The sequence below is a fragment of the Natronosalvus amylolyticus genome (assembly GCF_024298845.1).
Classification (GTDB): domain Archaea; phylum Halobacteriota; class Halobacteria; order Halobacteriales; family Natrialbaceae; genus Natronosalvus; species Natronosalvus amylolyticus.
The window spans coordinates 816,415-838,366 of the sequence record NZ_CP101156.1 but is presented as its reverse complement, the minus strand read 5'-3'; the positions used below and the strand labels follow the sequence as shown (position 1 = coordinate 838,366).

Here is a 21,952-nt window from a genome sequence, read left to right as displayed (position 1 = left end):
AAGCAAGCGAGCTTGTTATCATGGATAGGCCCGGTCAGGTCCTCGTGTGGTCGGCGGCGTTAACGGCGTTGCTCGTCGTAACCACGATCGTGAGTGCCGCGCTGGGTCCGGTACGCATCGACCCGCTTACCGTCGCAGCTGCGGTATTGAACGAAGTCGTCGTCCCCTCCGCAATCGTGCTCGAGTCGCGGCCGGTTTGGCTTCTCGATGTGTCCGTTCCGTGGCCAGGCTTCGAGTACCGGTCCGTGTTCGCGTTCGAAGTCAAACAGAGTCACCAGGCCATCGTCGGCACGATTCGGTTGCCGCGGATCGCGCTGGGGGCGACGGTCGGCTTTGCCCTGGCTGCCGCTGGAACGGTAATGCAGGGATTTTTCCGTAACCCCTTGGCCGATCCTTCGATCATCGGCGTCTCCACGGGCGCCGCTGCCGGTGCCGTCGCCGCGCTCGCGTTCCCCACTCTGGTCCCCATTGGGCTTCGACCTGCTGCGTTCATCAGCGCGATCGGTACGGCGCTACTCGTCTATGCGATCGCCACCGAAGGCGGACGAACACCCGTCGCCACGCTGCTCCTGGCCGGCGTCGCTGTCCAGGCGTTTCTGGGCGCGATGATTTCGTACATGCTCGTCCACAGCGGCGAGAGCCTTCGAGAGGCCGTCGTCTGGCTGATGGGACATCTGAACAACAGCAGTTGGGGCGACGTCTGGATGTCTCTCCCCGTCGCCCTGATCGGGGTCGTGGTCCTCGCTGCGTACACGCGAGAGATGAACGTCCTGTTGCTCGGGGAAGAAGACGCACACCACCTCGGGGTCGACGTCGAACGGACCAAACTGCTCTTGCTCGTCATCGCGAGCGTGATTACCGCCGCGGGGGTGGCCGTCGCCGGCGTCATTGGCTTCGTTGGCCTCGTCGTCCCTCACATTATGCGGCTCATCGTGGGTCCTGATCACCGGATTTTGCTTCCAACGAGCGCGCTCGCGGGAGCCTCGTTTCTCGTCATCACCGACACCATCGCTCGCGTCGGACCGGCCGAGGTCCCCGTCGGCATCGTAACGGCCGCACTCGGTGCGCCGTTTTTCCTGTACCTGCTACTGCGCCAGGAGGTGCACTCCCTGTGACCGAGAAACGGTCCGCGTCTCGAGACCGGTGCCATCACGACGATGCCATCGCCACGGTCGATGGGGTCGAGGTCACGTTCGGCGACCTATCCGTCCTCGATGACGCGTCGTTCGACGTGTACCCGGGCGAGTTCGTGGGCCTCGTCGGTCCAAACGGTGCGGGGAAAACGACGCTCCTTCGGGCACTGAGTGGGGCTCTGTCTCCAGCAGACGGCCGCGTCGTCATCGACGGAGAGGCGATCGGCGACCTGACTTCGAAAGCCTCGAGCCGACTCGTCAGCGTGGTTCCACAGGATACCGCCCTCTCGTTTTCGTTCGACGTTCGAAGCGTCGTCGAGATGGGACGCCATCCGCACCGTTCACGGTTTTCACCGCCATCAGCTGCCGACCGAAACCAGGTCGAACGGGCCATGGAACGAACCCGAACGGCCCAGTTTGCCGACCGCTCGATCGATGCGGTCAGCGGCGGGGAGCGCCAGCGGGTCCTCCTCGCTCGTGCTATCGCTCAGGATACGCCGCTCATGTTGCTCGACGAACCGACGGCGAGTCTCGACGTAAACCATCAGGTCGAAACCCTCGAGTTGGCTCGAGAGCTGGTCAGCGACGGTCGAGCGATTGTGGCTGCGATTCACGATCTGGACCTGGCAGCCCGCTACTGCGACCGATTGCTATTGCTCGCCGACGGGTCGATACGTGCAGACGGGCGCCCCGAAACGGTGCTGACCGGGGCTGCACTCGAGGACGCCTTCGACACGACGGCGACTATCGGGTCGAACCCGGTGACAGGGACGCCGACGGTGACGGCCCTTCCACCGTCGACGGCTGCAGTCGACTCGGTACGCGTCGAGCCGACCAATCTGAGGATTCACGTACTGGGAACCGGGGAAACCGCTGCGGGTGTTTCCCTTCGCCTCGCAGCCGAGGGCGCGTCGGTCACCATCGGACCAATCCCGGAAAACGCAATCGCTGCCGAAACCGCTCGACGACAGGATCTCCAGTGCGTCGAAACGGAGCCCTTCGCGCCCATTACGGCAGTCGACAGAGAACGGGTCGTTTCTCTGGTCGAGGCGGCCGACGTCACCGTTTTTGCCGATTTCCCGATTACGACCGGATCGCAACTCCTGCTCGAGGAGTTGCCGGAGACGACGTTCGTGGCTGTGGAGTCGTCGGAGGACGCCGGTGAGTTCGTGGGTGCGGAGGCCAACGACCGATACGCGGCGCTCCTCGAAAAGAGCGTGATCACCACGCGTGCGGGCGTACTCGACGGCATCGTTCGAACCATCGAGGAGAGTGAGTATGGGCCGGAACACGCTACGCTGGACCGAACCGTGTCGAAAGGGGACGAGTCCACTAGGGAGGAAAGGCAGTCGGTCGAGACGTCCTCGGACGACTAACCGGTTTTCACCCGGCTCTCGTCCCTCGAGTAACCCGTGTTCCTGGGTGAGTCACTGTCGCTGCTCGACTCACTGCCCCCTACTCAACTCACTGCCCCTACTCAACTCACTGCCCCTACTCAACTCACTGCCCCTGCTCAACTCACTGCCCCTACTCAACTCACTGCCCCTACTCAACTCACTGCCCCTGCTCAACTCACTGCCCCTACTCAACTCACTGCCCCTGCTCGGTCACCGTGCTCGAGATCCCGATCCCGGTGAGAAATACCCTCCTGTGGCCGCCAGTCAGACTGAACGGTTTTTTACCCCCTCGACTCCGAACGTTGCACAATGACTGCAGCCTACGACTACGAGGCACTCGGCCTCGTCGCCGGCCTCGAGATACACCAGCAACTCGATACGGCGACCAAACTGTTCTGTAACTGCCCGACGACGCTTCGAGAACCCGAGGAAGCGACCCACCAGTTCACCCGATATCTCCATCCGACGCGGAGCGAACTGGGCGAACTCGACGACGCGGCCGTCGAGGAGAGCAAAGTCGAGCGGGAGTTTACCTACCTCGCCTACGACACCACCTGTCTCGTCGAAGCGGACGACGAACCGCCACACCGACTGGACGAAGAAGCCCTCGAAACGGTCCTCGAGATCGCCCAGTTGATGGACATGACGCCGGTCGACCAGGCTAACGTCATGCGAAAGATCGTCGTCGACGGCTCGAACACCTCGGGCTTCCAGCGGTCGACGCTGGTAGCAACCGGCGGCGCAATCGAGACCAGCGACGGTCCCGTCAGCATCGAGGACATGATGCTCGAGGAGGAAAGCGCACAGCGAGTTGAAGAGACAGACGACGGCGTCGTCTACAGCCTCGACCGACTCGGAATTCCGCTCGTCGAAATCGGGACCGGTCCCGATATCCGAAGCCCGGAGCAGGCCCAGGAAGCGGCCGAACGAATCGGGATGTTGCTACGCTCGACGGGCAAAGTGAAACGCGGACTCGGCACGATCCGACAGGACGTCAACGTCTCCATCGCGGATGGGGCTCGCGTCGAGATCAAAGGTGTCCAGAGCCTGGACGACATCGCCGACATCGTCCGCACGGAGGTCGGCCGGCAGGCCGAACTGGTCGAGATTCGGGACGAACTCGAGGCTCGCGACGGAGCAGTCGACGAGCCACAGGACGTCACCGCGGTTTTCGAAGGGACCGACAGCGGCGTGATTGCGGGCGCGTTGAACGACGGTGGGTCCGTGTTCGGGGTCAGACTCGAGGGATTCGATGGCCTGGTCGGACGCGAAATTGCGCCGGATCGTCGCCTCGGCACGGAGTTTTCCGATCACGCGAAACGACACGGCGCAGGCGGGATCTTCCACACCGACGAACTGCCAGCCTACGGCGTCACCGACGACGAAGTGGCAGCCCTGCGTGATGCCGTCGACGCGAGTCCGGACGACGCCGTCGCCATCGTCGCTGCTGACACCGAGATTGCGTCGTCCGCGATTGATGCGGTCACAGAGCGAGCGAGGACCGCACTCGAGGGCGTCCCCGAGGAAACCCGCGGCGCAAATCAGGACGGAACGACACGCTATCTCCGACCGCTTCCGGGTGCCGCACGCATGTATCCTGAGACGGACGTGCCGCCGGTCGAACCGGACCCGAGCGACGTTCCGGTGCCGGAGTTACTGACCGAGAAAGTCGAGCGGTACCAGGCCGATTTCGACCTGGATGCCGGACTCGCCGAACAGGTAGCCTACGGACGGCGAATGCCGCTGTTCGAATCGGTCGTCGAGGACGGGATCGACCCCACATTTGCCGCGACGACGCTCGAGTCGACGCTGACCGAACTTCGCCGCGACGACGTTCCCGTCGAGAACCTGACCAGCGGTCACCTCGAGCAAGTGTTCGGTATGGCAGATGGGGGCGACCTGGCTCGGGAAGGGGTTCCGGATCTGCTTTCGGCGCTGGCGGCCGAACCCGACCGTGATGCAGCGACCGTCGCCGAGGAAGCGGGACTCGGTTCGGCAGCCGAAGACGACGTTCGGGAGGCCGTGCTCGAGGTCGTCGAGCGCAACGAAGCTCAGGTCGAAGCCGAAGGAATGGCTGCCTTCTCGGGTCTGATGGGCGAGTGTATGGGTGCCCTCCGTGGCAAAGCCGATGGGGACCTCGTTAGTCAGATACTGCGCGAAGAGATTCAAAAGCGAGCGTAAGGCGCTCGAGTACGACTGTTTTCCTGATCACGGAGCCAATCAACGCAGCCTTCGATCAGTCGATGACGTCGGTTTCGTACGTCGCGGTTACAGTCGCCGTCTTTTCAGCGACCTCGATATCGACGCTTTCGGCTTCGGTGCCGAGTCGGTTCTCGAGGCGGTCGTCGTCGACGTCGTCGGGGGTCTCGTAGATGACCGTCGCTCGAGCGGTCGACCGATTGCCGTCGACAGTGAGTCCCTGCACAACCCCGGTGGCTCCCTCGTAGGGGCCGAAGTCGAAATCGATGTCGTCCTCGTCGACCTGCTCGGTCTCGAGGTCGGAGAGTGTTTCGCCGTTCCCGTAGAGTCCACAGGTAATTCCCGTTTCCTCACTCGTTCGAAGCAGTGACTCGAACTCATCGTCGGTGTCGTGTTTCGGCGACCCTCCGCCACTGTTTGCCCGTCCAATGGTCGTGACGACACGCTCGGCTCGAGCTTCGTCGTTACCGAAACTGTAGATGAACGCCTCGTCGGTGACGCCGATGACCTCGCTCGAGGTGTCGTCGGTGAACACGACGTAGCCCGCGTCGTTGCCGCCACCAGTCTGGTCGTATCCTGCACTTTCGAGTTCACTCGCTGCGAGGTCCTGGTCGTAGGAACCGTAGAGAACGTACACGCCCTCGAGGTACAGCAAGGTCGGATGTTCAGCTTCCTGTTCGGCGGCAGCCTGTGCCTCGGCAACAGGGGAGAGGCCAAGATTGAACAGCCCGTAAATACCGAGTGAGACGGTCGCGATGGGATTGATCAACAACGGATCGTTGGGCATCTCACCGTCGCCAGGGTCATCGTCGAGTGTTTCCACGATTGTTCCGAGGTCAGCCGCCGTGTAGAAATAGTCGGTATCCGAGATGTCGTCCATCGAGGCGAGCGTCGAACTGTACGGCGGGAGCGACCCCTCGACCTCGCTTTCGTCGTCGGTGCTTTCGTCGTCCGTCGGTTCCGTTTCGTCGGTCGTACCGTCGGCGTCCGAATCGTCGTCGGTGTCGTCCGTTCCATCGTCGAGGAGTTCGTCGTCATCGGCCTCCGAACACCCTGCGAGTGCTGCGGTGCCGGCCCCTATCAATCCCAGTAAGTGGCGTCTGTACGTCTCAGTCATTACTACTGCTGGTCACTCGAGGTCCAAGATACTACTGGCCACTGATAGAGAGTATTGCAACAATGTACCGCCGAGCGCTCTCCACGGGGTTGCACTCGGGGTACGTGACTACAACAATTCCTATGAGATGGTATTCTCGTTCGATCTCAGACGCTTTGTGCCAGGTCACTCCTCCTGATCCGGGCGCTCGGTCGCCCGCCGCAAGACACCGAGAAACGTGTTCACCTCTCGAGTCGTCGGATCGGCTCGTCCATAGACACGTCGAATCATCCGAGCGGTCTTTTCGCGTTTCTCTTCGGGATGATTTATCTCGACCAGCAACTCGTTCCACTGGTCGTACAGTCGCTCGAGTAACGGCTGGGAGGCTCGGACGCGCTCGAGATCCGGTAGCTGTGTCCCTGCGGGTGACAGCGTCATCTCCCGGAGTTCGTAGAGGGTGATCGTCGCGGCCTGTCCGAGATTCAAGACGGGATAGTCGGCACTCGCGGGAATCGAACAGATTTCGTCGATGCGAGCCAGTTCGTCGTTCGTGAGGCCGACGCCCTCACGCCCGAAGACGATGGCGGTGTCGGCATCGACGGTCGGGAGCCGCTGTGCGAGGTCACGCGGCGTCGAAAACGGAAACCGGACGTGGTTGTGGTCGCCCTCGTTCGTGACGGCCGTACAGCCGATGGTGTGGTAGGAAGAAACGAGTTCGTCGAAGGATATCTCTTGGGCGTTCGGTAACACGTCCTCTCGAGCGTGCCCGGCGAAGCCGTACGCCTCACCATCGGGGTCGAGTTCGGGCGGATCGACCAAGAGGAGTTCCTCGAAGCCGAAGTTCTTCATCGCTCGAGCGATTGTTCCGACGTTGCCGGGCGTCTGGGCGTCGACGATGGCAACGGCCGGAATCGAACGGCTTGCGGGCGTGTCGTCGTCTGCCGGCTCCGGTTTCGTCATTCCTCGCTCGAACCGGGATATTCGGCCCCGAAGTCGACCCCCGAGGCGGCTATTTCTTCGTCCGAGAGGCCGACGCGCTCTGCCACATCGTCTCCCATCAGGTCTCCGTGTTCGTCAGGGTCAGCCTTCGGCGGTTCCGGAAGGTCGTCCGGGTCGGTCGAGACGTATTCCATGCCCTCGTATCCCTCCGGTGCACGGTTCCCCTCGAGGAACCACTCGTAAAACGACTCCTCGAACTCGTCGGTGCCCCGATACGCGTCACCACCGTCTTCGCGGAACCAGTAGACGAAATCCGGCTCGTGTTCCTCACAAAGAATAATCTCGGAGAGCGGCTCCCCGTAGACGTACTTCGATCGGTTGCATTCGTCGATGTTTTCGTCGCCGTGAATCAGCCAGCAGGCGTTACACGGGGCGTTGTAGATCACGTCGAGACGAATCAGTCGATCGCGGATACCTGGCGGCATCTCCTCGAGGGGACGGAACTCTCCGTTCTCGTCGAGCAGTTCCTCCTCGTCGAAGCGCCAGCCGAGCATGCCGATGCTGACTTTTCCCATGGACGTGGATTTCGGCCGCGAGAGTAAAAAGAGCATGTTCGTCGTTTGGTTACAAGGATTGGTGGACCTGATTAGCGGTCAGTGACGGACCGTGTCGGTCACTGATCGGGAAGAGACTACAACAAACACTATCGATTCCGGTTGCGTTTTAGAAATCGTTCGGTTTTCGAAATCCCAACTCGAGTGCCGGTAATCCGATTCTGGCGTGGGGTGTAGTTCAGCCGAGGAGGTACCGCATCTTGGGGTACTTCTCGACCAGTTTTTCGCCGCCGACTTGCATCTGTTCGATGTAGCGGTCCGCGCCGAGGATGCGGCCGGCACCGAATGCGGCCACTGCCAGGAACACCACTGCGTAGATGAGGGTGCTGTCGAACAGGGCGAGTATTTCGCCTTCCCAGCCACCGAGGTAGAACGCGGTCATCTGGAGCGCGCCACCGAGTGCCGCGAGGCGGACGAAGCCGCCGACGATCAGCGCGACGCCGATCAGGACCTGCGTGAGTGGGATGATGACGTTGATGAATTCCATCAACATGCCGCTGCCGGCCATCCAGGCGTAGAGGCCGCTGACGGGGCTGGCAGCGTCGACACCGTGGACGAGGTAGCCGCTTGCGTCGAACCCTTCACCGGTATATTTGCTAATGCCGGCGAACAGCATCATCCCGCCGATGACGAACCGCAATGCCACGACGAACCAGGCGGAGAGTGCGTGTGGGTAGCCTTCGAGTGTGATACCGCCGTAGCGGCTTTCAAGTCGGTTTTGAGTGTTTGTGGACATTGTCGGTCACCTGTTACAGGTACAGCTTCGGTGGCTACCCACGTATAAGGGGACAATCGTTCCCATTGTGTGGGAATATCGGGTTATATGTAACAATCGTCCATTACCTCCAGGGTTTTGAAAAACATTTTCACTGGCAGAGTCGTCATGTGATACGTTACCGATTCATACTCGAGGCCAACACACTCGAGGGTTGTGTATCTCGTGTGAGTAACCGTCCCGTTCGCCGGTACCGAGGGTCCTTTTTGCGTCCCAGCCACAGAGGGTGTATGGAACGAGTCGACGCAGCGGGCCTGGGTATCGGCGACGAGCACCCACCACGAATCATGGGCGTCTTGAACGTGAGCGAAGAATCGCCATACGACCCCAGCGTGTTTGACGACCATGGCGAGGCCGCCCAGTACGTCGACGAACAACTCATCGACGAGGGAGCGGACATCGTCGATATCGGACTCGAGTCCGCCAACAAACGCTTCGAAGTGTTGAGCGCCGAGGAGGAACTCGAGCGCCTGCACGTCGCGTTAGATACGATCGAGAGTGTTTCTGGGGACGCGGTCTTTTCTATCGAAACGCGCTACGCGTCGGTCGCCGACGAAGCGCTTTCACAGGGCTTCGATATGGTCAACGACATCTGTGGGTTTGCCGATCCCGAGATGCCCGTCGTCTGTCAGGACTACGACGTTGCCGTTGCCAAGATGGCCAGTCCGCCGGACCTCGAACGCCCCGGCGCGGTCGAAGAAACCGACTGGGCCGAGCGACGGTCACCGGAGTGGGCGGCGTCGGCAGACTACGTCGATCAGGTGTACGAAGCGCTCAAACAGAACGGTCTGACGGACAAGACGATCATCGACCCGGCATTCGGCGGGTGGAGCGAGGCGAAGACGATCGAGGACGACCGCGAGACTTTCCGACGACTCCGAGAGTTTCGTGCCCTGGGGCGGCCGATGCTCGTCTCGATCAATCGGAAGAACTTCCTGGGAGAACTCGCCGAACGAGACACCGACGAGCGGTTACCAGTGAGTCTGGCTGCGACGTCGATGGCCGTCGAACGGGGCGCACACGTGATTCGAACGCACGACGTCGCGGAGACGCGAGACGCTGCCCTGATCGGGTCGGCGTTTACCGAACGGGCAGCCTGCACCCAGAACGGTGTCCGGATCTCCCATCTCGAGATTCAGTCTACGCGCGAGCTACGCGCTCACCTGCGCGAAGGTGGTGTCGACCCGGCGAAGGCCGATGACTGGGTCCAGCATACCCTCGAAATCGACGGCCTTGACCCCTCTGCGCGTGATCGCCTGGGACAGCTCGCCCAGAAACAGGGGGCCGGCTGGGTCGACTTCGCCGACGGTCGCTCACTGCTGTTTGGTTCGAGCACTGCCATATCCAGCGTTTCTCGCCATCTCGACGCCGGAGACGGCGATATTGGACTGTTGCGCGACCATCTCGTGCGGGTGGTTGAGTAAGAGAAAGCTTATGCCAACGGCTTCGAAAGAAGGGACTGGAAGCCAGGTCGCCTCACGGGTAGGGGTACTTGCGAGGCATCGCCTGGCCCACTACCGGATTATTGTGACGACAAAACGGCGAGCGACTGCTGTGTCGACTCGAGACGCCGATAAGGAATGACACCGGCCCCCTCTGGAAGTGCCGTAGCGACAGGCCCATGACGCCCGGAGGTTCTTTACGGAGTATGGAGTTCGACGAGTGGGAGCCCGTATACGAGCGAATCCTGGATGATTTCGGCTTCGAGCGCGGTGCTGACGAACGCGCCCGTGACGTACTCGCTGCACTGTCCTCCCCGTTCGAGTGGGACTGCCTCGAGCACGTCCAAAACGCACACGTTGTGATTGCGGGTGCTGGCCCCTCACTCGAATCGACCGACGCACTCGAGACGGCGCGACGGGCGGACGTGATCATCGCCGCGTCTACGGCCGTCGACGTACTCGAGGCGAACGATATCGTCGTCGACTGCATGGTAACCGATCTGGACAAAAACCCGGAAACCGTCGTCGAACTGACCGAGCGTGGGACGCCGGTGGCCGTCCATGCTCATGGCGACAACATCCCGAGCGTCCGAACGGTCGTCCCCGACTGTCGTGGGGCGTTCGTGGTGCCGACAACCCAGGCCCGTCCGGTCGGCCCCGTCGAGAATCTCGGTGGATTCACGGACGGCGACCGGGCGGCGTTTCTGGCCGACCACCTCGGAGCGGCCACCCTCGGGTTCGTCGGGTGGGATTTCGAGGATCCGGCCGTCGACCCGATGAAGGCAGCCAAACTCGAGTGGGCCGAACGACTCCTGTACTGGCTCGAACGTCGGCGAGGCGAACGCTTCGACGTACTCGACGGACGTCGCGAAGCGATTGATTTGCTCCCGCTTCAGACGGAATAGAAAATAACTGGTTCTGGTTATCTTTTAACCTGTTTTCCACTCGCCAGCGATGGCGTATTACTGGGCTAAATGGGCCTCGAGAATGTGTTCGCCGGCAACAACGGGACGTTCCATGTAGATGCATTAGTAACTGAATATAATTTACTCGAATCCACACCTATTTGTGGGTTCGCTATGTCGTGGTATCTATGTCGATACAACGACGAACGTTCCTGGCCACGCTTGGCGGGAGTGTCGCGGCGAGCACTGCTGGGTGTCTGGGCTCGTTCACAGATGATACTGCTGAGGGTGCTATCACCGGTGAGGAACTGACGCTGACGACGACGACGAGTACCTACGACACCGGGTTACTCGACGAAGTCAACGCCCCGTTTCAAGACCGATTTGGCGTAACCGTCGATACCGTCTCGCAGGGCACCGGTGCGGCCCTGCAGACGGCTCGAAACGGCGACTCCGACGTGGTGATGGTCCACGCCCGATCGCTCGAAGACGAGTTTATTTCGGAAGGATACGGCGTCAACCGGCGCGATCTGATGTTTAACGACTTCGTCATCGTTGGCTCGGCGGACGATCCGGCCGGAATAGCGGGCATGGAAGCGGCCACCGACGCGCTGGAGACGATCGCCGAGACGGAGTCGATGTTCATCTCCCGCGGTGACAATTCGGGGACCCACACCAAAGAGTTGGGGCTCTGGGATGCGGCCGGCGTCGAAATCGGTAGCGGCGGCGAATGGTACCTCGAGGCCGGTCAGGGAATGGGCGAAGTACTCACTCAGGCCGACCAACAGGGTGCTTACACGCTGGCCGACCGGGGAACGTACCTCTCGATGCGTGCCGATATCGGCCTCGAGATTCTCGTGGAGGGGCCCGTCGAAGGCGGGCCTGAAGCGCTCATGAATCCGTACGGTATCGTCGCGGTCAATCCGGCCGTCCACGAGAACGTTTCGTACGACCTGGCGATGGCGTACATCGGGTTCATTACCGGACCCGTGGCCCAGGAAATCATCGAAGAGTACACCGTCAACGGCGAGCAGTTGTTCTTCCCGGAATCGCTCTCGGAAAACCCCAATTTCGGCCAGTACGTCCCTGAAGATTGGCGTAACGAGGAGAACGATGCGGACCAGTAATCGGAACCTCGTCTGATCGATACCCGCCATGCGTACGCTGCCATCCGACATAGCTATGTTGTGTCACGATCTCGTTGTATCCGTGAAGATACACCGACGCTCGGTAGCCACGAACGGGTCGACCTTTCCTGGGGTACCAACAGGAATCGACACGGGTAGAGCGTGGCCTCGAGCGACGGACGAGCCGCCCGGCCTGGAAGAAATGGTGATGACTCCATGGTGATGTGGCTACACACGCTCTCGGCGCTTTTGCCAACGTTCCCGTTCGAGTGGAACTACGTGCGAACCATTATCGAGGTCTCGCTGTACGTCAGCGTCACCGCAGTCCTCATCAGCACGCTCCTCAGCCTCCCCATCGCGCTCGCGCTTGGCTTTACTGAATTTCGAGGAAAGCGTGCAATGACTGCAATAATTACGACCGGAATGGGCTTTCCAAGCGTCGTCGTTGGGCTTGTCGTTCTTTTCACCGTCTCGAATCAGGGTCCACTCGGCTCCTTGAATCTCGTCTTTACGCGTGAGGCGATGATTCTCTCACAGATCGTCCTCGCTGCTCCGGTGATTACCGGTGTCAGCCTCGCCGCGGTCTCGAGCATCGACCAGAACGTGCACGACGCGGCGTACGTGATGGGTGGTACCCGACTCGACGTTGCACTGGTGACGATCAAGGAGGCACGGTACGGCATCGCCACGGCAGTTCTGGCCGGTTTCGGCCGCGCGATTAGCGAAGTCGGTGGTGTCCTCATCGTTGGTGGAAACATCGCCGGTCCGGATGGGACCTCGAAGACGCGAACCCTGACGACGGCGATTCAACTCGAGGCTCGCCAGGGCCAGTTCGAACTGGCGATGATCCTCGGCGCGATATTGGTCGTGCTGGTCTTGCTCGTGAACGCACTCGTTCTCCGCCTTGGCGATGATGGAGATCGTGGAGGGGTGCGTGGACGATGACTGGTGTCATTACCGCCCGTGACGTAACGCAGTGCTACGACGCCGATCCGGTGTTCGAGGGCGTCGACCTGTCTGTGCAGTCAGGGGAAGTCGTCGCACTCATCGGGCCATCGGGGGTCGGAAAGACCTCGCTGCTTCGCTTGCTCGCATTGTTCGAACCACCAAGTGATGGGACGATTACCTACGACGGTGTCGACGTCTGGGCGGCGAGTGAGAGCCAACGGCTTACCTGTCGGCGCCGACTTGGAATGGTGTTTCAGGACCAGAGCCTGTTCGACGCGAGTGTTCGACGCAACGTCGAGTATGGCGTGCACGTACGGAAACCCTGGCCCGAACGGCTCCGGCGAAACGTTGCCGACTTCTTCGGGAGCAAAAACGGAACCGGCCCGGCGGTAGATGCCCTCGCGGTCGTCGAACTCGAAGACGCGATCGACCGGTCAGCAGATTCACTATCCGGTGGGGAAGCCCAGCGGATCGCGTTCGCTCGAGCCCTGGCCTACGAACCGGACGTCCTGATACTCGACGAACCCACCTCGGACCTGGATCCCCGAAACACCGACCTGATCGAACAGGCTGTCCTCGAGGCGAGCCGACGAGATATCGGTATCGTCATGGCAACTCACGATATGAATCAGGCCAAACGGATCGCCGATCGGGTCGGCGTCTTGCTCGACGACGGCATCATCGAACTCGGGCCGACCGACCAGATTTTCGAACACCCTCGCGACGACCGAACGCGTCAGTTCATCGATGGGGAACTGATCTACTAATGACGACCGAACGAAGCTACCGAACCGAATTGACCGCTGGCTCGCTCACGATCGATCGCCGCGACGTAGAGATGCTCGAGACCATCGGAACTCACGGCTCGATACACGCGGCTGCCGACGCATTGGGCCGGTCGTACGCTCGTATGCAGCGCCGACTCGACGCCCTCGAGAACGCAATCGGTCCGGTAACCGAACGCCGCCGTGGCGGTTCCCAGGGTGGCGGGACTGATCTCACCGAGGCTGCGTTCGACCTCATCAGTCAGTTCGAGCGCCACCGAACCGACCTCGAGGGAATCGTCAACGCGACTGAGTCGGTCCTTACGGGAACGGTCGACAGCCGAGATGGCGAACTCGCGACGGTCGAAACGGCTGCCGGCCCAGTCGTAGCCATCGTCCCCGAGGGCGCTATGCAGGTGGAGATCGGCATTCGATCCGACGCCGTCGTCCTCACGGACCCAGCAGGCGTTCCGGATAGCGACGGGACGAGTCTACGCAACCGTTTGCACGGCCGGGTGACACAGCGAAGAGCGGGAACGTCTGTCGTGCAGGTAACTCTCGAGGTGGCCGAGGGTGTTGAACTCGAGACGGTCGTTACCCGGGTGAGTGCAGAGCGACTCGGGCTCGAGCCGGGGCGTCACATTGTGGCTTCGTTCAAGGCAACGGCAGCGCGGGCGGTTCCGGCCTCGCCTGGAACCCAGTCACAGACGGGCGGTGACGAGGAGAGGACGGACGACGCGTGAAAACCAAATCCCTCGAGTGCGGTCGGCGATAACAGTTAAGCGTTTCAAGCGGCCAGAGAATCACGTGGATCGACGACTTATCGTGACGGCTGCGTTCATGACCCACCTACTTGGCGGTGGTATGCTTGCTATCGCCCAGTCGACGGCAGGTGTCAATTTTACCGAGGGGCAACTCGAGTTCCTGGTGCTGATCGGTTACGGAGGACCGCTGATCGCGATGGGACTTATCTGGCTGAAAAACTACGCCTACGGCGCACCGCTGTTGTTCGCAACGACCACGGCTAACTGCTGGTTCGTGATCTACTTCTTCCTGATCCACGACAATCCGGCAAACGTCGGCGCGGTGAGCGGCCCCGGTTCAGGTGCCTATCTGTACGCGACCATCGCCGTCGTCGTCGGCTCGCTGGTGAGTGCCGTCGCCGGCCTGTGGCTCTGGTATGGCACCAGTGATGGCTTCCGTTCGGCTGTCGACGACGTCGTTCGCCCATCCGAAACGGAGTGAGGTCGGCGTCCGTACTCGTCTCGTAGACGCCTGAGAAGTCGGGTTTGAGACTACCTCGAGCAGTTTTTCGTAAAACTTGGAACCTCCCGGTCAGGGCTCCGGCGCGAGGACCTCGATTGTCTGTAGAATCTCGTCCGTGGTTGCGCCACGGGGGAAGCCGATGGCGAGCGAGTCGACGCCGTCGATAGCTTCGAACTTCTCGAGTTCCGCTCGAGCGTGTTCGGGCGTGCCGGCTGCGCCGAGGTCGTCGAGCAGTTCATCTGAGATCAACTCGAGGGCTTCGTCGTGATTGCCGCTCGACCAGGCAGCGGCGATGTCGGTCGCTTCCTGCTCGTAGCCCTGTCGGGACAGTGACTCGCGGTAGTACGTTCCCATGGCCCCGACGTAGAACGCCAGGTGTTGCCGTGCGAGTTCCCTGGCGCGGTCGCCGTCCTCGAGGGCACAGGCGGTCAGCGACAGGGTAACACGCACGTCGTCCCGGTCGCGGTCACCGAGTTCGACGCCTCGCCGAAGGTCCTCGAGCCGTTCTTTCATGCCTTCGGGGGTGAACACGATAGCGTGCCAGCCGTCGGCGAAGCGGCCAGCCAGTTCGACTGATTTCGGCCCCATCCCGGCGGCGTCTATCGGGATCTGTTCTTCCGGCGGATCACAGCGAAGGCGAAAGCCAGCCAGTGAGAAGATGTCGCCATCGTAGTACAGCGTCTCACCCGAGGTGACCGCGCGGACTATGTCGATGTACTCACGCGTGCGCCGGAGCGGGCGGTCGAAGTCGACACCGTGCCAGCCTTCGATGACCGCAGGACCGCTCGGCCCGATCCCGAGTCGCATTCGGCCATCCGAGACCTCCTGTAAGGTTGCTGCGGTCTGGCCCAGTAACGCGGGTGACCGCGAGTAGACGTTGGCGATACTCGGGCCGATACCGATTTCCTCGGTGCCGGCGGCGATCTGTGTGAGCACGGTGACGGCATCACGCCCCCAGGTTTCGGGAAGCCACGCGCGTTTGTATCCATGTTTTTCGCCCGTTCTGGCGATGTCGACGAGCGAGTCGACGGTTGGCTGTGCAGCGACCGGTAAATGCAGCGTTCGAATTGGTGTCTGGGTCATGTGTTTATACGGTAGGGTCTTCCATGATCGCCGGCTTGCCGGCGACCTCGAGCGTCTGTCCAACGATGTACGATGCGGCGGGGCTCGCGAGGAACTGAGCGACGTCGGCGATTTCTTCGACGGTCCCCATTCGACGATTGAGTTCGGAACGATCGACGTCTTCGGCGGCGATTCCCATCTGGGCCTCGACGCCCTTGGTCGCGACGAAACCGGGAGCGATGGCGTTAACGCGGACGCCTTCGTTCGCCCATTCGAAGCCGAGTGAGGCTGTTAGCGCATTCACCCCCGATTTCGCCGCGGCGTAGTGGCTCATGTATGGTGCGCCCTGAACGCCGGCGACGCTCGAGAGGTTGACAACGATGCCACCTCCGTCTTTGAGGGCCTCCGCAGCGGCGTGGGTGCAGCGATAGGTCCCCGTCAGGTTGATATCGACGATGGTCTCCCAGCCGTTCTCGCTGATACCGTCGAAATTCGCCATAAAACTCGCTCCTGCGTTGTTGACGAGAACATCTAGCCCGTCGAACGTTTCGAGGGTCGCCTCGATCATCGCCTCGACGGCCGCGTTATCAGTGACGTCACACTCGACGGCGAGTGCCCGCCCCGGCCGGTCGCTTTCGTTGATTCGGTCTGCGACCGTATCGACGGCAGCCTGTTCGCGTGAGCAGATGACAACGTCGACGCCGTCGGCGGCGAACCGCTCGGCGATGGTCTCACCGATACCGCTCGAGGCTCCCGTAATTAGTGCGACGTCTCCATCAACCCGGTACTGATCGGTCGTCATCGACAGTCACTCCGTATCATGGGTGGTGGGAACATGGCCAAATACACAGTCAACTCTCTTAACGTTGTATGTTGCTGGACCGATGAGTGAATCGGTACGCTACGAGAGGTATCGAAAGGTATCGTCTGAGTAGAAAGTCCTATACATGGCCACAGCGAAACCCTCGGTCAATGGACGGTCCCCTGCAGCGGCGACACTTTCTGGCTGGTCTTGGAGCCGCAGGTAGCGCCGCCCTAGCGGGATGCACTGAACGGCTCTGGTCTCGTGCTGAGCGAACGGCACCGGACCGCGTCTCACTGCAGGTCAAATCCGTACCGACTGACGACGATCAGGTAGCGGCAATGATTGCAAACCGGCTGACTGAAAACCTCAGAGCTGCCGGAATCGATACTGATCAGACTGCTATCGACGAAGCCGAATTCAACCGGGAAGTCCTCATCGACCGCGATTACGATATCTTCGTGATGCGCCACCCTGGCATTGAGGAACCGGATTCGATACGGTCGCTTTTACACTCCGATTACGTCGGCGAGCAGGGATGGCAAAACCCGTTTAGCCTTTCCGATCCAACGGTTGATGACTATCTTGAAACACAGCTACAGCTCTCAGACGACGAGCGTCGAGAGACGTTCGATTCGTTGTTCGAGTACCTGGTCGAAGAGAACACGGCCCCGTTTACCACCGTTGCCCACCACGATCACATCGGTGCGAGTCGGGCTACTCTCGACCTCGTGACGTTACCGATCGATACGATCGATTACCTCAATGCCCTCGGTTCGGTAACCGATCAGTTCGTAACCGACGACGAACTCGAGGATCGTGACCCACCATCGCTCGATGTGGGGTTTTTTGGTCAGCAACTCGTCTCACGGCTCAATCCGCTTGCTGTCGATTTGACGAGTATCCGATCTGTGTTCGACCTGTTGTACGATCCACTCTACCGTCGAATCGACGGCGAGTACGTCCCGTGGTTAGCGCAGACTGCCCGTTGGCAGGAAGAAAACGGCCATCTCGAGGCACTCGTCACGCTCCGAGAGGATATTCGATGGCACGACGGTGAACCTGTCGACGCCGCAGACCTCGCCTTTACTACCCGGTTTTTGTCCGACACGTCTCTCGGTGAGGGAGAAAGCCCGATCCCCGCTCCGCGGTTTCGAGGCCGTCAGTCACTCATCGAGGGGGTGTCGATAGAATCCGACCGGACTGTCTCGTTCTCGTTCGAATCGTCGTCACAGGAGGTCGCCCAGTGGGCATTTACCCTGCCGATTCTTCCTGAGCACATCTGGCGCCCGCGAGCGGAGGTCATCGGTGAACACCGGACAGACGCACTGGCGTGGGACAATCCGGAACCAGTCGGCTCCGGTCTCTTTCGCTATGACGATGCGGCCGATAACGAGTTTTTGCATCTTCGGTTGTTCGATGAGCATCGACTCCTGTCCACTGAGGCACCCGAACTGTTCGATCAACTTTCGTTCGATCCCGACTTGCTCGAGACCGAAGATGGGTACGATGGTCGACTAAACTATGAAATATCACCTAATGTCGGCTCGGCGATCGATGCGCTCACCGAGGGTGATATCGACCTGATCGCAAGCGAAATTCCAGTTGACAGCCTCGAGCGTATCGACGAATCGGAATCGATTCGTCCGTTGACTCGTTCGACCGGGACGTTCTATATGATCGGCTACAACCTGCGCCACCCAACACTCACGAATCGGCGGTTTCGGGGAGCAATCTCGAGACTGATAGACCGAGATGACGTCGTCGATACGTTCTTCGAGGGGTATGCGACCGTCGCGGAAACCCACAACGCACTGGTGGGTATTCCGGATCAACAGTGGGAAACCACCCGGTTTCCACAAAACCACGACTTTCCTGGGGAAGACGGTACTGTTGATGCCGACCAGGCCCGGGAGATGTTCGAAGATGCCGGCTATAGCTACGTCGAGGGTGAGTTAGTGGAGTGACACCACTTAAATTGGTTGGCGTCTTACGATTCTAGGTATGACCCTTGAGGCGGTCCTTCGAGAACTCGTCTTCGTCGTTGGCGCGATGTTGCTGACGGCGACTGTCGTTCTCGTCGGTCCGCGACGGTTCGCTCGAGCCGTCAGCGATAGCCGCTGGCGACTTCGTCAGATCCTGCCAGTGATTGGGCTGCTCGTGACCGTGTTACTGATCCGACTTGCGAGTCAAAACGTCGCGATTCGCCTCCAGTTTCGGGTTCTTGGCCGGAATATTACATCAGATATCGAACGGTTCGAGCGAACCGTTTTTCCGGAGAACCCTGTCGTTTTCTTACAATCTCTCGAAACCGAATTGCTGAACTCGTTTTTCGTCTTCATCTATCTGTACGGCTACGTCTTTTTACTCGTTTTTCCCATCCTCGCGTACTTTTCTCTCAAACGAATGGATACGCTTTCGTCGCTCATCCTGGCGTTTACAGCTAATTACGCTATTGGACTGATCTGTTACGTCTTCTTCATCGCTTATGGTCCACGGAACATTCTCGCGATCGACGTCACGCCGCTCCTGTACGAGGTGTATCCACAATCCAGTCTCCTCACATACGAGGTGAACCAGAACACGAACGTCTTTCCATCGCTCCACACATCGCTGTCTGTGACCGTCTTTGCCCTCGCGTGGTGGACTCGAGACGAGTATCCGCTATGGGTTCCCATTTCCGGGTTCCTGGCTTTGAGTGTCGTCATCTCGACAATGTATCTCGGTATTCACTGGTTTTCGGACGTGCTCGCAGGTATTGTTCTCGCAGGAATTAGCTCCTATATCGGCATCACGTACTCTGTAAATGATCTGTCACAGATCGGTCGGTCGATTCGCTCTCGGCTCCGGAACTGGACAGCCGACCGATCCTGATTGGGATCGTTGTCACTGTTACGGATCAACGACGAACGGGAGGATGCTCGCTGCGCATCACAACGAAATAAGTGGCCTCTTTCGTCAGCAAACAGGCATCGATCACCGCCATCACGGCTTTTTCACGGCTGGCGGTCACAGTGAGACTATGCATATCCACTGGCATCGCCGGGACCTGCGTCCAACGGATAACCGTGGCCTCCACCACGCTGTCGCAGTCGGCGATGACTCGGTCGTCCCAGTGTTCGTATTCGATAAAGGGATTCTCGAGCACGGGTCGCCGGTTCGAGTTGCCTGTCTGCTCGAGGCTCTCGACTCGTTGCGGACGTGGTACCGAGAGCATGACAGTGACCTCGTCGTGCTACACGGCGACCCAAGTGCGGTACTCCCTGATCTGGCTCGAGCAGTCGATGCGACGGCCGTCAGTTGGAACGTCGACTACAGCGGTCTCGCGGGCGAGCGTGATCTGGCGGTTAGCGCTGCACTCGAGGATGCGGGGATTGCCGTACACGAACAGCAGGACGCACTCTGTTTCGAGCCCGGTTCCATCACGACGAACGAGGGAAACCACTACTCGGTCTATACCTATTTCTGGAAAAAGTGGCGCGACCGGGACAAGCCCGATTCGGTCCCTGCCCCGTCGGCGTCCGAGCTCGCTGCTGTTACGGGCGATCCGTTACCGACTCTCGAGTATCTCGGCTTCGAGAACCCCGAAGCGACGGTCCCGTCAGTTGGACTCGAGTGTGCCCGGGAACGAGCAACCACCTTTTGTGATGGCCCGATTTATCGCTACGAGAACGAACGCGATTATCCTGCACGGAACACCACGTCGCGGCTGTCAGTCGATTTGAAATATGGTACGATCGGGATACGAGAACTCTACGAAGCAACCGAGACGGCTCACGAGCAAGCACCCGACGAGGCCGCCCGAGAATCGGTTCAGACGTACCAGCAACAGCTGGCCTGGCGCGAGTTTTACGCTCACGTGCTGGCGTTCAACCCCGAGGTCGTGACGGAAAACTTCTCCGGCTATTCCCATCCTATCGAGTGGCGAAACGATCCCGATGAACTCGAGGCCTGGAAAGCCGGCGAAACCGGCTATCCCATAGTCGATGCCGGGATGCGACAGCTACGGACGGAAGCCTGGGTTCACAATCGAGTTCGGATGATCGTCGCCTCGTTTCTGACGAAGGATCTGCTGATCGATTGGCGAGAGGGCTACGACTGGTACCGAAACCGCCTCGCCGACCACGATACGGCAAACGATACCGGCGGGTGGCAATGGGCAGCGTCCACCGGCACCGACGCACAGCCGTACTTTCGGGTTTTCAACCCGATGAAACAGGGACGTGACTACGACCCGGGAGCCGAGTACATCAAAACACACGTCGCGGAGTTAGCCGATGTCGATGCCGCCGATATCCACGACTGGCACGAACTCTCCGTCTCGAAACGACGTGAGCTCGCCCCCGAATATCCCGACCCGATAGTCGATCATTCGGAACGTCGCGAACAGGCTCTCGCGATGTTCGAACGCGCTCGAGGGGAGGACGAGTGACCCAACGGCTAATCGACCTACTCAGCCCAGTACGCTTCGCCCGGTTGTTCGGTGAAAATCGCCCGCTGGAGTAGTTCGATCGCTTTCTCGAGTCCCTCCCTCGAACTGGTGAGTGAATCTTCGTGTTCGATACTCAGCGTGCCGTCGTACCCGACCATGCGAAGCGTCGAAACGATGTCTTTCCAGTGACTTTCGCCATGGCCGTAGCCGACCGACCGAAAGATCCACGAGCGGTTGATCTCATCGTCGTAGGGCGTGTTGTCGAGGACGCCCTTGACGTTCGCCTGTTCGTCGTAAATACGGGTGTCTTTGGCGTGGAAATGGTGAATAGCATCGTCCTCGCCGAGGAAGCGTATTGCATCAGTGATCGAGATATTCTGCCAGTAGAGGTGGGATGGATCGAAGTTAGCACCGACACGCTCGTTGGTGGCCTCGCGAAGTCGTGCGAGCCCTGTGGGTTCGTACACCAGCATGTTCGGGTGCATCTCGATGGCGATATCGACGTCGTGCTCGTCGGCGTAAGCCGCGATGTCGGACCAGTACTCGATGGCGACCTCCCACTGGTATTCGTGGGCGTCAGCGTGTTCGCTCGGCCAGGGGGCCGTAATCCAGTTCGGAACTTCGTCGTTCGGACCGCCAGCAGGCAGACCGGAGAAGCACGTTATGGTACCGACCTCGAGTTGGGCGGCCAGTTCGATTGCCTCGCGCAGTTCGGTATCTGCGTTTGCTGCCCGATCCTCGTCTGGATGGAGCGGATTGTTATGGGTCGCCAGCGCACTGATGTGCATGTCGTGGTTCTCGAGCAGCGCCTGTAACTCGGCCTGTGCAGCCTCGTCGTCGAGGTACTCGTTACGATTCAGGTGCGTGTCGCCGGGAAAACCACCGACGCCGGGTTCGATCGCACTCACGCCCTGGTCGGCCAGATAGGCGACGGCCTCCTCGAACGATTCACCGTACAGTGGTGGTGTGTGAACGCCAATATCCATACGTTCTGTGTATCACGGGCTGGGAAAATAAAGCCGTGGATAGCCGCGGTCGTTGCCCCTCACTC

Annotated in this window: 20 protein-coding genes; 13 read left to right on the top strand and 7 right to left on the bottom strand. The window is 60.3% G+C overall.

All coding sequences use genetic code 11. The features are described 5' to 3' along the window. Positions 1–20 precede the first annotated feature (20 nt). From btuC to gatE, 3 genes are all read left to right on the top strand, one after another. Positions 21–1,115, top strand: coding sequence for a vitamin B12 ABC transporter permease BtuC (gene btuC, locus NLK60_RS03925; RefSeq protein WP_254809587.1), 1,095 nt, complete (start codon positions 21–23; stop codon positions 1,113–1,115). Then, a complete protein-coding gene (locus NLK60_RS03920) occupies positions 1,112–2,509 on the top strand; it encodes an ATP-binding cassette domain-containing protein (protein WP_254809586.1) in 1,398 nt (465 codons plus the stop codon). The genes btuC and NLK60_RS03920 overlap by 4 nt, the downstream gene beginning before the upstream one ends. A 330-nt stretch (positions 2,510–2,839) precedes the next feature. Next, a complete protein-coding gene (gene gatE, locus NLK60_RS03915; RefSeq protein WP_254809585.1) occupies positions 2,840–4,711 on the top strand; it encodes a Glu-tRNA(Gln) amidotransferase subunit GatE in 1,872 nt (623 codons plus the stop codon). A 55-nt stretch (positions 4,712–4,766) separates the two neighbouring features. Here gatE and NLK60_RS03910 read toward each other — a convergent pair whose 3' ends face one another. The 4 genes from NLK60_RS03910 to NLK60_RS03895 form a co-directional block, all read right to left on the bottom strand. Next, on the bottom strand, positions 4,767–5,846 hold the full coding sequence (locus NLK60_RS03910) for a hypothetical protein (protein ID WP_254809584.1): 1,080 nt from the start codon (positions 5,844–5,846) through the stop codon (positions 4,767–4,769). A 165-nt stretch (positions 5,847–6,011) separates the two neighbouring features. Next, on the bottom strand, positions 6,012–6,785 hold the full coding sequence (locus tag NLK60_RS03905; RefSeq protein WP_254809583.1) for an RNA methyltransferase: 774 nt from the start codon (positions 6,783–6,785) through the stop codon (positions 6,012–6,014). After that, positions 6,782–7,339: a DUF8114 family protein gene (locus NLK60_RS03900; RefSeq protein ID WP_254809582.1), complete on the bottom strand. Its 558-nt coding sequence runs from the start codon at positions 7,337–7,339 to the stop codon at positions 6,782–6,784. The genes NLK60_RS03905 and NLK60_RS03900 overlap by 4 nt, the downstream gene beginning before the upstream one ends. A 217-nt stretch (positions 7,340–7,556) precedes the next feature. Then, a complete protein-coding gene (locus NLK60_RS03895; protein WP_254809581.1) occupies positions 7,557–8,114 on the bottom strand; it encodes a DoxX family protein in 558 nt (185 codons plus the stop codon). A 269-nt stretch (positions 8,115–8,383) separates the two neighbouring features. On the opposite strand from NLK60_RS03895, the gene folP reads away from it, so the two are divergent. The 7 genes from folP to NLK60_RS03860 all read left to right on the top strand — a co-directional run bounded on the left by folP (position 8,384) and on the right by NLK60_RS03860 (position 14,584). Next, positions 8,384–9,577 carry a dihydropteroate synthase gene (gene folP, locus NLK60_RS03890; protein WP_254809580.1) on the top strand — a complete coding sequence of 398 codons (1,194 nt, stop codon included), beginning with the start codon at positions 8,384–8,386 and terminating at the stop codon, positions 9,575–9,577. Positions 9,578–9,801: 224 nt separating this feature from the next. Beyond that, the gene (locus tag NLK60_RS03885) at positions 9,802–10,500 is read left to right on the top strand and encodes a 6-hydroxymethylpterin diphosphokinase MptE-like protein (protein ID WP_254809579.1); all 699 of its coding nucleotides are present in this window, start codon (positions 9,802–9,804) and stop codon (positions 10,498–10,500) included. Positions 10,501–10,688: 188 nt separating this feature from the next. Next, positions 10,689–11,627, top strand: coding sequence for an ABC transporter substrate-binding protein (locus NLK60_RS03880; RefSeq protein WP_254809578.1), 939 nt, complete (start codon positions 10,689–10,691; stop codon positions 11,625–11,627). A 216-nt stretch (positions 11,628–11,843) separates the two neighbouring features. Beyond that, on the top strand, positions 11,844–12,572 hold the full coding sequence (locus NLK60_RS03875; RefSeq protein ID WP_254809577.1) for an ABC transporter permease: 729 nt from the start codon (positions 11,844–11,846) through the stop codon (positions 12,570–12,572). After that, positions 12,569–13,342 (top strand): amino acid ABC transporter ATP-binding protein, encoded by a 774-nt coding sequence (locus NLK60_RS03870; RefSeq protein WP_254809576.1) that lies wholly within the window; start codon positions 12,569–12,571, stop codon positions 13,340–13,342. Before NLK60_RS03875 ends, NLK60_RS03870 begins: the two co-directional genes overlap by 4 nt. Continuing rightward, a complete protein-coding gene (locus tag NLK60_RS03865; RefSeq protein WP_254809575.1) occupies positions 13,342–14,082 on the top strand; it encodes a molybdenum-dependent transcriptional regulator in 741 nt (246 codons plus the stop codon). Before NLK60_RS03870 ends, NLK60_RS03865 begins: the two co-directional genes overlap by 1 nt. Before the next feature lie 64 nt (positions 14,083–14,146). Next, the gene (locus tag NLK60_RS03860; RefSeq protein WP_254809574.1) at positions 14,147–14,584 is read left to right on the top strand and encodes a hypothetical protein; all 438 of its coding nucleotides are present in this window, start codon (positions 14,147–14,149) and stop codon (positions 14,582–14,584) included. Positions 14,585–14,674: 90 nt separating this feature from the next. On the opposite strand, the gene NLK60_RS03855 is transcribed toward NLK60_RS03860, so the two are convergent. Both NLK60_RS03855 and NLK60_RS03850 read right to left on the bottom strand, forming a co-directional pair. Continuing rightward, positions 14,675–15,688, bottom strand: a complete 1,014-nt coding sequence (locus NLK60_RS03855; RefSeq protein ID WP_254809573.1) for a TIGR04024 family LLM class F420-dependent oxidoreductase — start codon at positions 15,686–15,688, stop codon at positions 14,675–14,677. A gap of 4 nt (positions 15,689–15,692) precedes the next feature. Continuing rightward, entirely contained in the window at positions 15,693–16,469 is a 777-nt protein-coding gene (locus tag NLK60_RS03850) for an SDR family NAD(P)-dependent oxidoreductase (protein ID WP_254809572.1), read from the bottom strand. Between the two features lie 170 nt (positions 16,470–16,639). Here NLK60_RS03850 and NLK60_RS03845 point away from each other — a divergent pair, with 170 nt between their 5' ends. From NLK60_RS03845 to NLK60_RS03835, 3 genes are all read left to right on the top strand, one after another. Continuing rightward, positions 16,640–18,436 (top strand): ABC transporter substrate-binding protein, encoded by a 1,797-nt coding sequence (locus NLK60_RS03845; protein ID WP_254809571.1) that lies wholly within the window; start codon positions 16,640–16,642, stop codon positions 18,434–18,436. 37 nt (positions 18,437–18,473) lie between these two features. Beyond that, positions 18,474–19,343, top strand: a complete 870-nt coding sequence (locus tag NLK60_RS03840) for a phosphatase PAP2 family protein (protein ID WP_254809570.1) — start codon at positions 18,474–18,476, stop codon at positions 19,341–19,343. A gap of 148 nt (positions 19,344–19,491) precedes the next feature. Next, on the top strand, positions 19,492–20,901 hold the full coding sequence (locus NLK60_RS03835; RefSeq protein WP_254810423.1) for a cryptochrome/photolyase family protein: 1,410 nt from the start codon (positions 19,492–19,494) through the stop codon (positions 20,899–20,901). A gap of 17 nt (positions 20,902–20,918) precedes the next feature. Here NLK60_RS03835 and NLK60_RS03830 read toward each other — a convergent pair whose 3' ends face one another. Continuing rightward, positions 20,919–21,887 carry a sugar phosphate isomerase/epimerase family protein gene (locus NLK60_RS03830; protein ID WP_254809569.1) on the bottom strand — a complete coding sequence of 323 codons (969 nt, stop codon included), beginning with the start codon at positions 21,885–21,887 and terminating at the stop codon, positions 20,919–20,921. Positions 21,888–21,952 lie beyond the last annotated feature (65 nt).

Coding starts and splice junctions, on each gene's coding strand:
- btuC (WP_254809587.1), top strand. CDS start 21: ATGGATAGGCCCGGTCAGGTCCTCGTGTGGTCGGCGGCGTTAACGGCG.
- gatE (WP_254809585.1), top strand. CDS start 2,840: ATGACTGCAGCCTACGACTACGAGGCACTCGGCCTCGTCGCCGGCCTC.
- NLK60_RS03910 (WP_254809584.1), bottom strand. CDS start 5,846: ATGACTGAGACGTACAGACGCCACTTACTGGGATTGATAGGGGCCGGC.
- NLK60_RS03905 (WP_254809583.1), bottom strand. CDS start 6,785: ATGACGAAACCGGAGCCGGCAGACGACGACACGCCCGCAAGCCGTTCG.
- NLK60_RS03900 (WP_254809582.1), bottom strand. CDS start 7,339: ATGGGAAAAGTCAGCATCGGCATGCTCGGCTGGCGCTTCGACGAGGAG.
- NLK60_RS03895 (WP_254809581.1), bottom strand. CDS start 8,114: ATGTCCACAAACACTCAAAACCGACTTGAAAGCCGCTACGGCGGTATC.
- folP (WP_254809580.1), top strand. CDS start 8,384: ATGGAACGAGTCGACGCAGCGGGCCTGGGTATCGGCGACGAGCACCCA.
- NLK60_RS03885 (WP_254809579.1), top strand. CDS start 9,802: ATGGAGTTCGACGAGTGGGAGCCCGTATACGAGCGAATCCTGGATGAT.
- NLK60_RS03880 (WP_254809578.1), top strand. CDS start 10,689: ATGTCGATACAACGACGAACGTTCCTGGCCACGCTTGGCGGGAGTGTC.
- NLK60_RS03875 (WP_254809577.1), top strand. CDS start 11,844: ATGGTGATGTGGCTACACACGCTCTCGGCGCTTTTGCCAACGTTCCCG.
- NLK60_RS03870 (WP_254809576.1), top strand. CDS start 12,569: ATGACTGGTGTCATTACCGCCCGTGACGTAACGCAGTGCTACGACGCC.
- NLK60_RS03865 (WP_254809575.1), top strand. CDS start 13,342: ATGACGACCGAACGAAGCTACCGAACCGAATTGACCGCTGGCTCGCTC.
- NLK60_RS03855 (WP_254809573.1), bottom strand. CDS start 15,688: ATGACCCAGACACCAATTCGAACGCTGCATTTACCGGTCGCTGCACAG.
- NLK60_RS03850 (WP_254809572.1), bottom strand. CDS start 16,469: ATGACGACCGATCAGTACCGGGTTGATGGAGACGTCGCACTAATTACG.
- NLK60_RS03845 (WP_254809571.1), top strand. CDS start 16,640: ATGGACGGTCCCCTGCAGCGGCGACACTTTCTGGCTGGTCTTGGAGCC.
- NLK60_RS03840 (WP_254809570.1), top strand. CDS start 18,474: ATGACCCTTGAGGCGGTCCTTCGAGAACTCGTCTTCGTCGTTGGCGCG.
- NLK60_RS03835 (WP_254810423.1), top strand. CDS start 19,492: ATGCATATCCACTGGCATCGCCGGGACCTGCGTCCAACGGATAACCGT.
- NLK60_RS03830 (WP_254809569.1), bottom strand. CDS start 21,887: ATGGATATTGGCGTTCACACACCACCACTGTACGGTGAATCGTTCGAG.